Below are 12,938 nucleotides of genomic sequence, written 5' to 3'. Positions count from 1 at the left end.
GCCGTGAGTGACGACAACAGCAGCAGCGGCTTCCCGTCCATGACCGCCTTGCTCGGTCTTCTGGCCGTGGCGGGCTTTCAAAACCGCGACAAGATCGCCGAGTGGATCGGCGGTCGCGGCCAGCCCGAGCCGGGACAGATTCCCTCGCCCGTGCCGCAACCCGGGCAGGCACAGGCACAGCCGCAGCAGGGCGGCGGACTTCTCGGCGGCCTCGGCGGCTTGCTCGGGGCGGGCGGTGTCGGCGCGGTGCTCAACAACGGCCTGGGCGAACTGGTCGACCGCTTCAACCAGTCGGGGCAGGGCCAGAAGGCCGATTCCTGGGTGAGCCAGGGGCCGAATGAGCAGGTTGCGCCGAATGAGCTGGAGCAGGCGCTCGGCCCCCAGGTCATCGACGCGATCACGCGCCAGACCGGGCTGACTCGCGAAGACCTGCTGGCGCGGCTGTCGAAAATCCTGCCGGAAGCGGTCGATCGCTACACGCCGGAAGGCCAGTTGAAACGGGGCTGATCGACAGCCCGTTTTCGTGATTCCGGGCCGTCGCTCTGCGTGCCGCCCGGAATGACGGTTTTCGTTTGTCTCAGAGCGCCCGCGCCATTTCGCGCAAGCGGAACTTCTGGATCTTGCCGGTGGAGGTCTTCGGCACCTCGGCGAAGACGATCGTCCGCGGGCATTTGAACGAGGCGAGGTGCTCCTTGCACCAGGCGATGATCTCGGCCTCGGTCGCGGAGTGGCCCGGCTTCAGCTCGATGAAAGCGCAGGGCGCCTCGCCCCATTTCTCGTCGGGCCGCGCCACCACGGCGGCAGCCTGCACGGCGGGGTGCTTGTAGAGCGCGTCCTCGACCTCGATCGAGGAGATGTTCTCGCCGCCTGAGATGATGATGTCCTTGGAGCGGTCCTTGAGCTGGATGTAGCCGTCGGGATAGCGCACGCCGAGGTCGCCGGTGTGGAACCAGCCCCCGGTGAAGGCGGCGCCGGTCGATTTCGGGTTCTTGAGATAGCCCTTCATCACCACATTGCCGCGCATCATCACCTCGCCGAGCGTCTGGCCGTCACGCGGGACCGGATGCATCGTCTCGGGATCGAGCACGTCGAGCCCTTCCAGCGCCGGATAGCGCACGCCCTGCCGGGCCTTCTTGGCGGCCTGATCGGCGGGGGAGAGCGCATTCCAGTCGTCGTTCCAGTCGTTGACGACTGACGGGCCGTAGCACTCGGTCAGCCCGTAGAGATGCGTCACCTCGAAGCCGGCCTGCTTCATGCCGGCGAGCACCGCCTCTGGCGGCGGGGCGGCGGCGGTGAAGAAGGAGACCCTCTGCGGAAAGTCGCGGCGCTCCTCGGCCGGGGCGTTGAGCAGCGTCGACATCACGATCGGCGCGCCGCAGAGATGCGTGACGCCGTGGTCGGCGAGCGCATCGTACATCGCCTTGGCGCGGACCTGCCGCAGGCAGACATGGGTGCCGGCGACGATCGAGATCGTCCAGGGGAAGCACCAGCCATTGCAGTGGAACATCGGCAGCGTCCAGAGATAGACGGGATGCCGGCCCATATTGCCGGTGATGACGTTGGAGGTGGCGAGCAGATTGGCGCCGCGGTGGTGATAGACCACGCCCTTCGGGTCGCCCGTGGTGCCGGAGGTGTAGTTCAGCGCGATGGCGTCCCATTCGTCCGATGGCATCTGCCAGTCGAAATTCGGGTCGCCGCCAGCGACGAAATCCTCGTATTCGACACTGCCCAGGCGCTCGCCCGGCCCGTCATAGACCGGATCGTCATAGTCGATGACCAGCGGCTTCGCCTTGCAGAGCGCGAGCGCCTCCTTGACCGTCTTCGAGAACTCACGGTCGCAGATCAGCACCTTGGCTTCGCCATGGTCGAGCGAGAAGGCGATGATCGCAGCATCGAGCCGGGTGTTCAGCGTGTTGAGGACGGCGCCGGCCATCGGCACGCCGTAATGGCATTCGAGCATCGCCGGCGTGTTCGGCAGCATCGCGGCGACGGTGTCGTTCTTGCCGATGCCGTGCTTCGCCAGCGCGGACGCAAGCCGGCGCGAGCGGGCATAGAACTCGGCATAGGAGCGCCGCAGCGTGCCGTGGACGATTGCCGTGCGGCTCGGGAAGACCGCGGCGGCGCGCTCAAGGAAAGTGAGCGGCGTCAGCGGCTGGAAATTCGCCGGGTTGCGGTCGAGATCGGTGTCATAGGCCGAACGGGTCATCGGAAAACCTTCCACGCAAGCGCGACAGCCTTAGCGGCTGGAGCGCCCTCGCGTAATCCATCCCTTTTTCCGATGCGGCGCAATCGCGCGGTGGCAGTTCATCGTGAGCCCTCATCCTTCGAGACGCCGCTGCGCGGCCCCTCAGGATGAGGGCCGAGAGGTGAACGGGCGCCTGGGAATCAGCCGAGAAGGTGCAGGTCGCGCACGCCGTCGAAGACCAGCTTCGCGCCGACGAGCAGCAGCAGCCAGTAGACGATGCCGTAGAAGCGCTCGGCCGGCACCCGCCGGACCAGCCAGATCCCGGCAAAGGTCGCCGCGATGGCGAAGGGCAGCAGCGCGGCTGAGGCCATGAGGTTCTGGCTGCTGAACTGGCCGAGCGCGAGATAGGGGATGATCTTCACCCAGTTCATCGCGGCGAAGAAGATCGCGCCGGTGCCGACGAAGACGGCGGGCGGCAGCTTCTGCGGCATGACGTAGATCTGGAATGGCGGGCCGCCGGCATGGGCGACCATGCTGGTGAAGCCGCAGAGGAAGCCCCAGACGCCGCCCGCGCTCCAATTCGCCTGCGTCGCCACGGCGGGCTTCTTGCCGTCGCTCAGCATGCGGCGCAACGCGAAGCCGACCGAGATCAACCCGACGGCGAGAACGACGGCTGCGTCCGAGACCTTCGCCGCCAGCAGATAGCCGAGGAGGATGCCCAGCAGCGCGCCGGGCGCCAGGGTTGCGAGATTGCGGCGGTCGAAGTCCCGCCGGTAGGACCAGACCGAGACCACGTCCTGCGCGATCAGCAGCGGCAGCATGATCGCGGCTGCCGTCACCGGCGAGACGACCAGCGCCATCAGCGGCAGGGAAAGCAGGCCGAGCCCGGAAAAGCCGCCTTTCGCGAGCCCCGTCAGGATGACGGCCGGCACCATGGCGGCGAAGAAGATGAGGTCGAAGGACATGGAGTGACGCTGCGCCGCAGCGCCGAGAGGTGCAGAATGGGATGGGCGAAAGTCGTAAGTTTACGTGCTTGCGCTGGCCGAGGGGAGTGCGCAGGATTCCGCGCAAAACCAGCCCTGCCATCGCCGGCTCGCTGCGGGGCTTTAGGACGAAACCCGGCGCAGAGGAACACGTCCGATGAATGGCTCCCATGCGGTACCCGCCCGCCCCGCCGAAGGCTATCGCGAAACCTACGCCCGGTGGCAGGCCGATCCGGCCGCCTACTGGCTCGATATTGCCAAGGGAATCGATTGGATTCGGCCGCCCGAGAGGGCTTTCGACGCTTCGGCCGGCATCTATGGCCGCTGGTTCCCCGACGCGACCTGCAACACCTGCTTCAATGCGCTGGACAGGCATGTCCGGGACGGGCGCGGCGATCAGGTCGCGCTGATCTACGACAGTCCGGTGACCGGGACAAAGGCCCGTTACACCTATGCGCAGATGCTGGAGGAGGTCGCGACGCTCGCGGCCGTGCTGCAGGATCTTGGCGTGGCCAAGGGTGACCGCGTCCTCATCTATATGCCGATGGTGCCGGAGGCGGCCTTCGCCATGCTGGCCTGCGCCCGCATCGGGGCGGTGCATTCGGTCGTCTTCGGCGGCTTCGCCGCCAAGGAGCTGGCGACGCGTATCGACGATGCCGAGCCCAAGGTGATCCTGACCGCGACGTGCGGCATCGAGCCGACGCGCGTGGTCGAATACAAGCCGCTGCTCGATGGCGCGATCGAGATGGCCAGGCACAAGCCGCAAACCTGCGTCGTGCTGCAGCGGCCGCAGGCGGACGCCTCGATGCATGCAATGCGCGACAAGAACTGGCGCACGCTGGTGGCCGCGGCGAAGGCGGCCGGGCGCAAGGCTGATTGCGTCGAGGTGGCGGCGACCGACCCGCTCTATGTCCTCTACACCTCCGGCACGACCGGCAAGCCGAAGGGCGTGGTGCGCGACAATGGCGGGCACATGGTCGTGCTCAAGGCGACGATGGACCAGCTCTTCGACGTGAAGCCCGGCGAGGTGATGTTCACCGCCTCGGATGTCGGCTGGGTCGTCGGTCACGGCTATATCGTCTACGCGCCGCTGATCCAGGGCGCGACCAGCGTGCTCTATGAGGGCAAGCCGGTCGGCACGCCCGATCCCGGTGCCTTCTGGCGGGTGATCGCGGAGCATGGCGTCAAGGTGCTGTTCACGGCGCCGACCGCGTTCCGCGCGATCCGCAAGGAGGATCCCGAGGGCAGGTACCTCGCCGGTCATGACCTGTCGCGGTTCAGGGCGCTCTTCCTCGCCGGCGAGCGGGCCGATCCCGAGACGCTGAAATGGGCCGAGGAATTGCTCAAGGTGCCGGTGATCGACCATTGGTGGCAGACCGAGAGCGGCTCGCCGATCGTCGGTGATCCGATGGGCCTCGGCCTGCTGCCGGTGAAGCACGGCTCGCCGACGGTGCCGCTGCCGGGCTGGGACGTCCAATGCCTCGACGAGGCCGGCCATCCGGTGAAGGCAGGGACGATGGGCGCGATCGTGCTGAAGCTGCCGCTGCCGCCCGGCGCCCTGCCGACGCTCTGGAACGACGACGAGCGCTTCAGGCAGGCGTATCTGACGACCTATCCGGGCTACTACAACACCTCGGATGCCGGTTTCATCGACGAGGACGGTTATGTCTTCATCATGGGGCGCACCGACGACATCATCAACGTCGCCGGCCACCGGCTCTCGACCGGGGGCATGGAGGAGGTGCTGGCGGCGCATCCGGCCGTGGCGGAATGCGCCGTGGTCGGCATTCGCGATGCGCTCAAGGGCGAGCAGCCCTGCGGCTTCGTCGTGCTGAAGGCGGGTACACGCCAGTCGCCGGCGGAGGTCGAGAAGGAGCTGGTCGCGCTGGTGCGCGAGCGGATCGGCCCCGTGGCGGCCTTCAAGCTGGCGGTGACGGTCAATCGGCTGCCGAAGACGCGTTCCGGCAAGATCCTGCGGGCGACCATGAAGAAGATCGCCGACGGCGAGGATTATGCCGTGCCGGCGACGATCGAGGACGCCGGAGTGCTCGACGAGATCGGCACGGCGCTGAAGGACAAGGGAATCGGGTAGGGCTGGCTCCGTCATCCTCCACAGTCATCCCGGGCGGAGCGAAGCGAAGACCCGGGATCCATGCCGGAACTGTTCAGGCATGGATCCCGGATCGGCGCCGCTCACGCGGCTTGTCCGGGATGACGGTGTTGTGTGGAAGGAGGCTAGAGAGCCTCAGCCCTCGTCGTCCTCATCCGCCGGGCGCTTGAGCTGCTTCAGCTTGGCGAAGACGGAATCGACGTCGATCGCCGCTTCCTCCTCGCGCTTCGGCCGGCTCATGTCGGCGAAGGGCTGGCTCTCGGTGTGGGCGTGCGCCGGCGCGGTGGTCTCTTCGGCGGGCAGCAGGGTCGAGCCGGCTTCGGCCAGCGCGGCCGGACGGTCCTTGGCGGCGCGGCCGACCTCGAAGTCCAGGTCGATCTGCGAGCACAGGCCGAGGCTGACCGGGTCGATCGGGGTGAGCTGCTGGGCGTTCCAGTGCGTGCGGTCGCGGATCTGCGCGATGGTCGACTTGGTCGTGCCGATCAGGCGGATGATCTGCGCGTCCTTGAGCTCGGGGTGGTTGCGCAGCAACCAGAGAATGGCGTTCGGGCGATCCTGGCGCTTGGAGACCGGGGTATAGCGCGGGCCCTTGGCGCGCTTGACCTCGGGCACCTTCACCTTGCGCTCGGCGAGACGCAGATGATGGTTCGGGTTCTTGGCGGCGCGCTCCAGCTCCTCGCGGGTGAGCTGGCCTGAGGTGATCGGGTCGAGGCCCTTGATGCCGGCCGCAACCTCGCCATCGGCGATGCCGCGCACCTCGAGCGGGTGCAGCTTGCAGAACTCGGCAATCTGCTCGAACGTCAGGGAGGTGTTCTCGACCAGCCAGACCGCGGTGGCCTTGGGCATCAGCGGGGTTTGTGACACGGGGCGTCTCCTGGAAGGCCTTCGCGCCCGATCGGGCTCGTCAAGGCAGGGTCGCGGACAAAAGCTCTCATGCGCCGACCGGCCTCCCCGGCCGGCCATCCAAATCATCGACGATGAGCAGGATGGCGCGCCTTATAGGCGAGGGCGTGGCCAGTGTCCATGGATTTGCAAGTCATTGCGGCTGCTGCTCGCAGGCCGAGAGGAGGGCATCCGGGACGGGCCGGGACGGTGTCGCCTTGTCCCAGGCCTGCGCCACTATCCGCCAAACGTCGGCCTCCTTGACCAGCAGCATCATCTCGACGGTGCGGCCGGTTTCGACCGCGTTTTCGACTGCCTCGCAGGCTGCGACCGCCACGGCGACATTGCCGAAGACGCGGATCTCGATGCCGAGCGGGCTTTCCTCGAAGGAGCGCAGGCTCGTCTGCGACAGCTCCTGCATCCGCGCGACGAACTGGGCGGGCGATTGCGGCCGGGCGGGGCGAGCGGAGGCATAGAGCAGGGCGGCGTCATGGAAGTCGGCGCTGAAGCCGGCCCAGTCGGCCGGCTCGTCGAGCTGCCAGCTCAGGCTGGCGAACTGCCGCGCGACCAGCGCTGCAATCGCCTGCCTGTCCTCGTCCGGCGCCTCGTTCTGCATGGCTACACCGTCAGCACGATCTTCCCGATATGGGCGCTGGACTCCATCAGACGATGGGCGTCCGCGGCCCGGGCCAACGGGAATGTAGCATGGATCTGCGGCTTGCAGCGCCCGGCTTCGAGCAGCGGCCAGACTTTCGCATGCAGCTCGGCGGCGATGGCGGCCTTCTCGGGGACGGTGCGGGGACGCAGCGTCGAGCCGGTATGAGTCAGGCGCTTCAGCATCAGGCGGCTGAAATTGGCCGATGCCTTCGGGCCGTTGAGGAAAGCGATCTGGACGATGCGGCCCTGATCGGCCGCGGCTTCGTAGTTGCGGTCGATATAGTCGCCGCCGACCATGTCGAGGATGAGGTCGACGCCGCGCGCGCCGGTCGCGGCCTTCGAAGCGGCGACGAAGTCCTCGGTGCGGTAGTTGATGGCGTGGTCGGCGCCGAGTTCGCGGCAGGCGTGGCACTTCTCGTCGGAGCCGGCGGTCGCCAGCACGGTCGCGCCGAAGGCCTTGGCGAGCTGGATCGCCGTGGTGCCGATGCCGGATGAGCCGCCATGGACGAGGAAGCTCTCGCCCGCCTGCAGCCGGCCGCGCTGGAAGACATTGGTCCAGACGGTGAAGTAGGTCTCGGGGACGGCGCCTGCTTCGACAAGCGAAAAGCCCTTCGGCACGGGCAGGGCATTGTCCTCATGAACGATGGCGTATTCGGCATAGCCGCCGCCGGGAACAAGGGCGCAGACCTGCTGGCCGATGGCGAGGCGCTCCGCGCCTTCGCCGCGCGTCACGATCGTGCCCGCGAATTCGAGCCCCGGAATGTCGGAGGCGCCCGGAGGAGGCGTGTAACCGCCAAGGCGTTGCAGGACATCGGGACGGTTCACTCCGGCAGCCGCGATGGCGACGAGGACCTGGCCGGGGCCGGGCTTGGGAACGGGGCGGGTTTCCGGGCGCAGGACTTCCGGGCCCCCGGGGGCGGGAATGCCGATCGCCGTCATCGTCTCGGGAATGGGGATCATGGCCTCGTCATCCTTCGTCATGGTGCGGCGCAGCGTGACTGTCGCCTCAAGTTGGCTAGCCTGCCGCGCGCAGTTTGAGCAGATGCGAGGCCGCCATGTCGATATTCCCGGAGGACGATCGCCCCAAACCGAAGAGCGTGCATGAGATCGGGCAGGACCTGTCGATGCTCTCGCTCGCCGAGATCGATGAGCGCATCGCCGCGCTGAAGGCCGAGATCGAACGCCTGGCCGAAACGCGGGCGCGCAAGGATGCCTCGCGCTCCGCAGCGGACGCTTTCTTTCGGAAGCTCGCCTGAAAAAGCATCAAAAAGAAACGCCCGTTAAGGGGGCGTTAATGATTCCAAATTATGAATCGCATCATCCAGTTTGTCTGGATGTCGAGTGGCTCCTGCCCACTCTGTTTGACGCCTCCCTGTTGACCTTCGAGCCGCCTTTGGCGGCTCTTTTTTTGTTTTTGGCGCTTCCGCGCGCCTTCCTGTGGAGAGGGCCACTGCCTGTGCCCGGACGGGCCGCCGGCCTCGTTTCCGCCATAGCGGTGTAGCCTTGTTAAGGTTAACGACATCTTAGCGGCGTTCGGAAACGCGATCGGCGTTATCCTTGCCACGTCAGCGGCATGATCCGTGGCGCGTTCCAAAGGCGCACGGGCTTGTGCCGATGGGAGACACCGCATGAACGATGCCCAGCTGCTCGATCCGCCGACGGAGGAGGGCGCGCTTTCCTTCGCGCGCCGTTTCGTCCGTTCGGACGCCTTCATGCTGCTGTTTCGCGAAGGCATGGGGCTGGTCGAACAGACCGCCGCCTATCTCGACGGGGAAGGCCGCAAGGAAGCGGCGGCTCTGCCGCGCGAGATCGCGCTGACCTATGCCACCGAGAGCATGCGCCTGACGACGCGGCTGATGCAGATCGCCTCCTGGCTGCTGGTCCAGCGCGCCGTGGCCGAAGGCGAGCTCACGGCCGAGCAGGCCAGAACCGAGCACAACAAGGTCAAGATCAGCGATCCGATGATCTCGCCTGCCGAGCATGTCGTCGCACAGCTGCCGGAGCGCCTGCGTAGCCTGATGGCGCATTCGCTGCGGCTGCAGACCCGCGTGCGCCATCTCGAAAACCAGATGTCCGGGACCGAGACCCGCCGCGAAGCCGGCAATCCCGTCCAGGACCAACTGGCGAGCCTGCAGGCGCGCCTCGGCATGAGGCACTGAAGAATTCTCGCGGGAGGCCCGCTCTCCGGGCGGGCCGTCTCGGGCTTCACGCCGCTTCCAGGCTGAACAACAAAAAACCCGGCCGCGAGGCCGGGTTTCTTTGTCTCAGATCAAGGACGGTGGCGCCGGGGCGCCGCAGCCTCACTTCTTGCCGATCGTGCCCAGGCCCGCGAAGCGCGTGTTGAAGCGCGAGACGCGGCCGCCACGGTCCAGCATATGCTGCGTGCCGCCGGTCCAGGCCGGATGGGTCTTGGGGTCGATGTCAAGGTTGAGCGTGTCGCCTTCCTTGCCGTAGGTCGAACGGGTGGCATATTCGGTGCCATCGGTCATGACGACCTTGATGGTGTGATAATCGGGGTGGATGCCGGCCTTGGCCATGACGAAATCCTCGGAGCTTACAAAAACGGGCGCATCGACAAGCAGGCGAGCCTGCCCGGCCCGTCGAAAGAATTCGGATGAGCCTGTCGTGAAGTCGCGTGCACATATCGCAGCCGCGGCGTCAGCGCAAGCTTAACCGGCAATCGGCGCGCCCCTGCGGCGATGCGTCGTTTGCCAAGCTCGCCTTCATGGGCTTCACCGGGCGAGGTTGATATTGGTGGAAAAGGCGCGCGCGTGGCGCGCGCGTGACGAAGGAGGTTCGGTGCGTGGCCGAGGCTGACAAGAACGACAAGAAGGCGCGTCCCGACTTCCGCTCCCTGGCGACCTTCTGGCCCTATGCACGCGCGCAGAAGGGGCGGATCGCCTTCGCGCTCGTCGCGCTCGTGATCGCGTCGCTGGCGACGCTGGTGCTGCCGATGGCGGTCCGACGCGTCATCGATGTCGGCTTCGCCGGCGGCGAACGGCAGCTCGCCAACAGCTACTTCATCCTGCTGATCGGCGTGGTCGCGGTGCTCGCGCTGGCGAGTTCGGCGCGCTTCTACCTCGTCATGACGATCGGCGAGCGCATCGTCTCTTCGCTGCGTGCCGATGTCTTCCGCCATCTGACGCGGCTGGAGCCGGCCTTCTTCGATTCGAGCAAGGCGGGCGAGCTCGTCTCGCGGCTCACGGCGGACACCACGCAGATCAAGTCGACCTTCGCCTCGACCGCCTCGATCGCCCTGCGCAACGTCATCATGGCGCTGGGCGCGCTCGGGCTGATGGTGGCGACGAGCCCGCGGCTCTCCGCCATCGTCATCGGCGTCATCCCGCTGATCGTGGTCCCGCTGGTGCTCTCGGGTCGTTCGGTGCGCAGACGGGCGCGGGCCGCGCAGGACAGGTTGGCCGACGCCTCCGCCTTCGCCGCCGAGGCTGTCGGCGCGATCCGGACGATGCAGTCCTTCGGAGCCGCCCGCCAGACCTCGGCCCGCTTCGAGGCCGCCTCCGACGGAGCTTATTTCGCTTCGCGGGAAGCGACGGCCTCGCGCGCGCTGCTCTCCGGCGTCGCGATCTTCCTGGTCAGCGCCAGCGTCGTCTGCGTGCTCTGGACCGGGGCGACCGAGGTGTTCGACGGGCGGATGAGCGGCGGCCGGCTCTCGCAGTTCATTCTCTATGCGGTGCTGGCGGCAAGTTCGCTCGGCCAGCTGTCCGAGGTCTATGGCGATATCAGCGCGGCAGCCGGCGCCTCGAGCCGGCTCGGCGAGATCCTGGCCCTGAAGCCTGCGATCGCCGCGCCGCCGCATCCCAAGCCGATGCCGGCCCCTTCGCTCGGCGAGCTCGCCTTCGAGAACGTCTCGTTCAGCTATCCCGGCCGGGTCGGCCCGGCGCTGTCGAATCTGAGCTTCTCCGTGCGGCCGGGCGAGCGCGTGGCGCTGGTCGGGCCGTCCGGCGCCGGCAAGAGCACGGTGCTGCAGCTCGCGCTGCGCTTCTACGATCCGCAGGATGGGCGCGTCGTGGTCGACGGCGTCGCCGGACCCGAGGCAGACCCGGAAATCTGGCGCGAGCGCTTCGCGCTGGTGCCGCAGGAACCGACCGTCTTCGGTGTCTCGATTCGGGACAATATCGCCTATGGCCGTCCCGACGCGTCGCAGGACGAGGTCGAAGCGGCGGCGCGGCTCGCGGCGGCCGAAGAGTTCATCCGTGCGCTGCCGCAGGGCTACGACACGATCGTGGGCGAGCGTGGCGTCACGCTATCGGGCGGGCAACGCCAGCGCCTCGCCATCGCGCGGGCGATCCTGAAGGACGCGCCGATCCTGCTGCTCGACGAGGCGACGAGCGCGCTCGACTCGGAAAGCGAGCGGGCGGTTCAAGATGCGCTCGACCGGCTGATGCTGGGGCGCACGACGCTGGTCGTGGCGCATCGCCTGGCGACCATCCTCTCGGCCGACCGAATTCTCGTGATGGAAGACGGACGCATCGTCGAGGAAGGCACGCATGCCGAGCTCAAGGCGCGCGGCGGGCTTTATGCGCGCCTGGCCGCGCTGCAGTTCGGGCTGGAGGCGGCGTAGGATAGAGCGAGAAGAAAACCGTTGTTCCGGATCGGCGCCGCTAAAGCGGCGTGTCCGGAGTGACGCAGTGGGCCCGGCTCTAGGGGCCCACCAGCGCGCGCTGTTGTTCTTCGCTGGGTTGGCCGAAGAAGCGGATGTTGCCGGGCTGGATGAGGACGCCGAGCGCCTCGCTGCCATCGGGCGAGAACAGCGCATAGAACCGGTTGTCGCCGCAATCGTGGCGCTTGCAGGTGTCGACGCGCTCGAAGGTCAGGTCGCCGACGGTGACGATCGTGCTGGGGCCGCCCGGACCGCTCAGCTTGTCGGCCCTGAGCCAGGCTTCGCGCGGGCCGAGCTTGCCGACCATGTGGGTCCAGGCCTCGCGATAGGTCGGCTGCTTCAGCATGTCGTGGAGATAGCGGCCGCCGCCGCCCGGCGACTGGGCCGAAGCCGGGGCCGTCAGCAGCAGCGCGAGAGCCCCAGCGACTGTGAAAGAGAGGCGCCGGACGGACATGGTCAGCGCTCCGTGATCTTGAACTCGATGCGGCGGTTGCGGCGGTGGGCTTCGTCGGTATTGGCGACATCGAGCGGCTGGTATTCGCCGAAGCCGGTGGCGGCGACCCGATCGGTCGGCAGGCCGCGCGAGATCAGGTACTCGACCACGGCGATGGCGCGCGCCGAGGAGAGATGCCAGTTCGAAGGGAACTGGGCGGTCTTGATCGGGCGGTTGTCGGTGTGGCCGTCGACGCGCAGGATCCAGGGCAGGTCGGGCGGCATCTCGCGGCCGAGATCGAGCAGGATGGTGGCGAGCTTGTCGAGCTCCTCCTTGCCTTCGGGCTTCAGCACCGCCTGACCGGCATCGAAGAAGACTTCCGACTGGAAGACGAAGCGGTCCCCGACGACGCGGATGTCGGGCCGCGTGCCGAGCACCTGGCGCAGACGTCCGAAGAAGTCCGAGCGGTAGCGCGCGAGTTCCTGGACGCGCTGGGCCAGCGCCACATTGAGCCGCGAGCCCAGTTCCGAGATGCGCGCCTGCGAATCCTTATCCTTGGCCTCCGAGGCGGCAAGCGCCTCTTCCAGCGCCGCGAGCTGACGGCGCATGGCGAGAATCTGCTGGTTGACGAGATCGACGGTCGACTGGGCGCGGGCGGAGAGCTGCTTTTCGGCGTCGAGCGCCTTCTGCGCCTCTGCGAGCTGGACCGGGGCTGCATTGTTCTGGGTGGCGAGCTGGCCTTGCAGGCGGCCGCGCTCGTCCTGCTCGCGCGTCAGGGTCGATTGCATGAGCTGCAGGTTCTCCTGCGCCTGCCGGTTCGAGGAACGCTCCAGCGCCAGCAAATCGGTGAGCTCGGAGATCTGCCTGTTGAGCCGCTCCAGGGCGGTGTCCTTGCCGGTCAGCTCCTGTGAGAGGAAGAACTGGCCGAGGACGAAGACGGTGAGCAGGAAGACGATGCCGATCAGCATCGTCGAGAGCGCATCGACGAAACCGGGCCAGAAATTCGCGTCCTCGCGGCGATGGGCGCGGGAGAGGGCCATGGGTCAGGCTCCTGAAGTGCCGACGGC

13 protein-coding genes are annotated in these 12,938 nt (G+C 67.4%); 5 read left to right on the top strand and 8 right to left on the bottom strand.

Going from position 1 to position 12,938, the window contains the following annotated elements; genetic code table 11:
* Positions 1-39 precede the first annotated feature (39 nt).
* Positions 40-507: a YidB family protein gene (locus AC1DIN_RS20490; RefSeq protein ID WP_441472933.1), complete on the top strand. Its 468-nt coding sequence runs from the start codon at positions 40-42 to the stop codon at positions 505-507.
* Between the two features lie 70 nt (positions 508-577).
* Here AC1DIN_RS20490 and AC1DIN_RS20485 read toward each other — a convergent pair whose 3' ends face one another.
* Both AC1DIN_RS20485 and AC1DIN_RS20480 read right to left on the bottom strand, forming a co-directional pair.
* Positions 578-2,206 carry an acyl-CoA synthetase gene (locus AC1DIN_RS20485; protein ID WP_476811116.1) on the bottom strand — a complete coding sequence of 543 codons (1,629 nt, stop codon included), beginning with the start codon at positions 2,204-2,206 and terminating at the stop codon, positions 578-580.
* 179 nt (positions 2,207-2,385) lie between these two features.
* The gene (locus AC1DIN_RS20480) at positions 2,386-3,150 is read right to left on the bottom strand and encodes a sulfite exporter TauE/SafE family protein (RefSeq protein WP_441472931.1); all 765 of its coding nucleotides are present in this window, start codon (positions 3,148-3,150) and stop codon (positions 2,386-2,388) included.
* Between the two features lie 175 nt (positions 3,151-3,325).
* On the opposite strand from AC1DIN_RS20480, the gene AC1DIN_RS20475 reads away from it, so the two are divergent.
* Positions 3,326-5,260, top strand: coding sequence for a propionyl-CoA synthetase (locus AC1DIN_RS20475; protein WP_441472930.1), 1,935 nt, complete (start codon positions 3,326-3,328; stop codon positions 5,258-5,260).
* Positions 5,261-5,413: 153 nt separating this feature from the next.
* Here AC1DIN_RS20475 and AC1DIN_RS20470 read toward each other — a convergent pair whose 3' ends face one another.
* The 3 genes from AC1DIN_RS20470 to AC1DIN_RS20460 all read right to left on the bottom strand — a co-directional run bounded on the left by AC1DIN_RS20470 (position 5,414) and on the right by AC1DIN_RS20460 (position 7,777).
* Positions 5,414-6,142: a DUF1013 domain-containing protein gene (locus AC1DIN_RS20470; RefSeq protein WP_441472929.1), complete on the bottom strand. Its 729-nt coding sequence runs from the start codon at positions 6,140-6,142 to the stop codon at positions 5,414-5,416.
* Positions 6,143-6,314: 172 nt separating this feature from the next.
* Positions 6,315-6,776: a nuclear transport factor 2 family protein gene (locus tag AC1DIN_RS20465; RefSeq protein WP_476811115.1), complete on the bottom strand. Its 462-nt coding sequence runs from the start codon at positions 6,774-6,776 to the stop codon at positions 6,315-6,317.
* Between the two features lie 2 nt (positions 6,777-6,778).
* Positions 6,779-7,777 (bottom strand): NAD(P)H-quinone oxidoreductase, encoded by a 999-nt coding sequence (locus AC1DIN_RS20460; protein WP_476811114.1) that lies wholly within the window; start codon positions 7,775-7,777, stop codon positions 6,779-6,781.
* A 95-nt stretch (positions 7,778-7,872) separates the two neighbouring features.
* Between AC1DIN_RS20460 and AC1DIN_RS20455 the strand changes: the two genes are divergently transcribed.
* Both AC1DIN_RS20455 and rcdA read left to right on the top strand, forming a co-directional pair.
* Positions 7,873-8,073 (top strand): DUF1192 domain-containing protein, encoded by a 201-nt coding sequence (locus AC1DIN_RS20455; RefSeq protein ID WP_441472926.1) that lies wholly within the window; start codon positions 7,873-7,875, stop codon positions 8,071-8,073.
* 372 nt (positions 8,074-8,445) lie between these two features.
* Complete coding sequence (gene rcdA / locus AC1DIN_RS20450) at positions 8,446-8,976, top strand: protease adaptor protein RcdA (protein ID WP_476811113.1); 531 nt, start codon at positions 8,446-8,448, stop codon at positions 8,974-8,976.
* Between the two features lie 141 nt (positions 8,977-9,117).
* On the opposite strand, the gene rpmE is transcribed toward rcdA, so the two are convergent.
* Complete coding sequence (gene rpmE / locus AC1DIN_RS20445) at positions 9,118-9,354, bottom strand: 50S ribosomal protein L31 (protein ID WP_441472924.1); 237 nt, start codon at positions 9,352-9,354, stop codon at positions 9,118-9,120.
* 266 nt (positions 9,355-9,620) lie between these two features.
* On the opposite strand from rpmE, the gene AC1DIN_RS20440 reads away from it, so the two are divergent.
* Positions 9,621-11,399 carry an ABC transporter transmembrane domain-containing protein gene (locus AC1DIN_RS20440; RefSeq protein WP_476811112.1) on the top strand — a complete coding sequence of 593 codons (1,779 nt, stop codon included), beginning with the start codon at positions 9,621-9,623 and terminating at the stop codon, positions 11,397-11,399.
* 79 nt (positions 11,400-11,478) lie between these two features.
* On the opposite strand, the gene AC1DIN_RS20435 is transcribed toward AC1DIN_RS20440, so the two are convergent.
* Both AC1DIN_RS20435 and AC1DIN_RS20430 read right to left on the bottom strand, forming a co-directional pair.
* Entirely contained in the window at positions 11,479-11,892 is a 414-nt protein-coding gene (locus AC1DIN_RS20435) for an Ivy family c-type lysozyme inhibitor (protein WP_476811111.1), read from the bottom strand.
* A 2-nt stretch (positions 11,893-11,894) separates the two neighbouring features.
* Entirely contained in the window at positions 11,895-12,911 is a 1,017-nt protein-coding gene (locus tag AC1DIN_RS20430) for a peptidoglycan -binding protein (protein ID WP_476811110.1), read from the bottom strand.
* Positions 12,912-12,938: the final 27 nt, after the last annotated feature.

The organism is Allobosea sp. 05T438 (assembly GCF_056396025.1).
The sequence above is the reverse complement of the archived record's forward strand: the minus strand, read 5'-3'. Positions and strand labels throughout refer to the sequence as shown.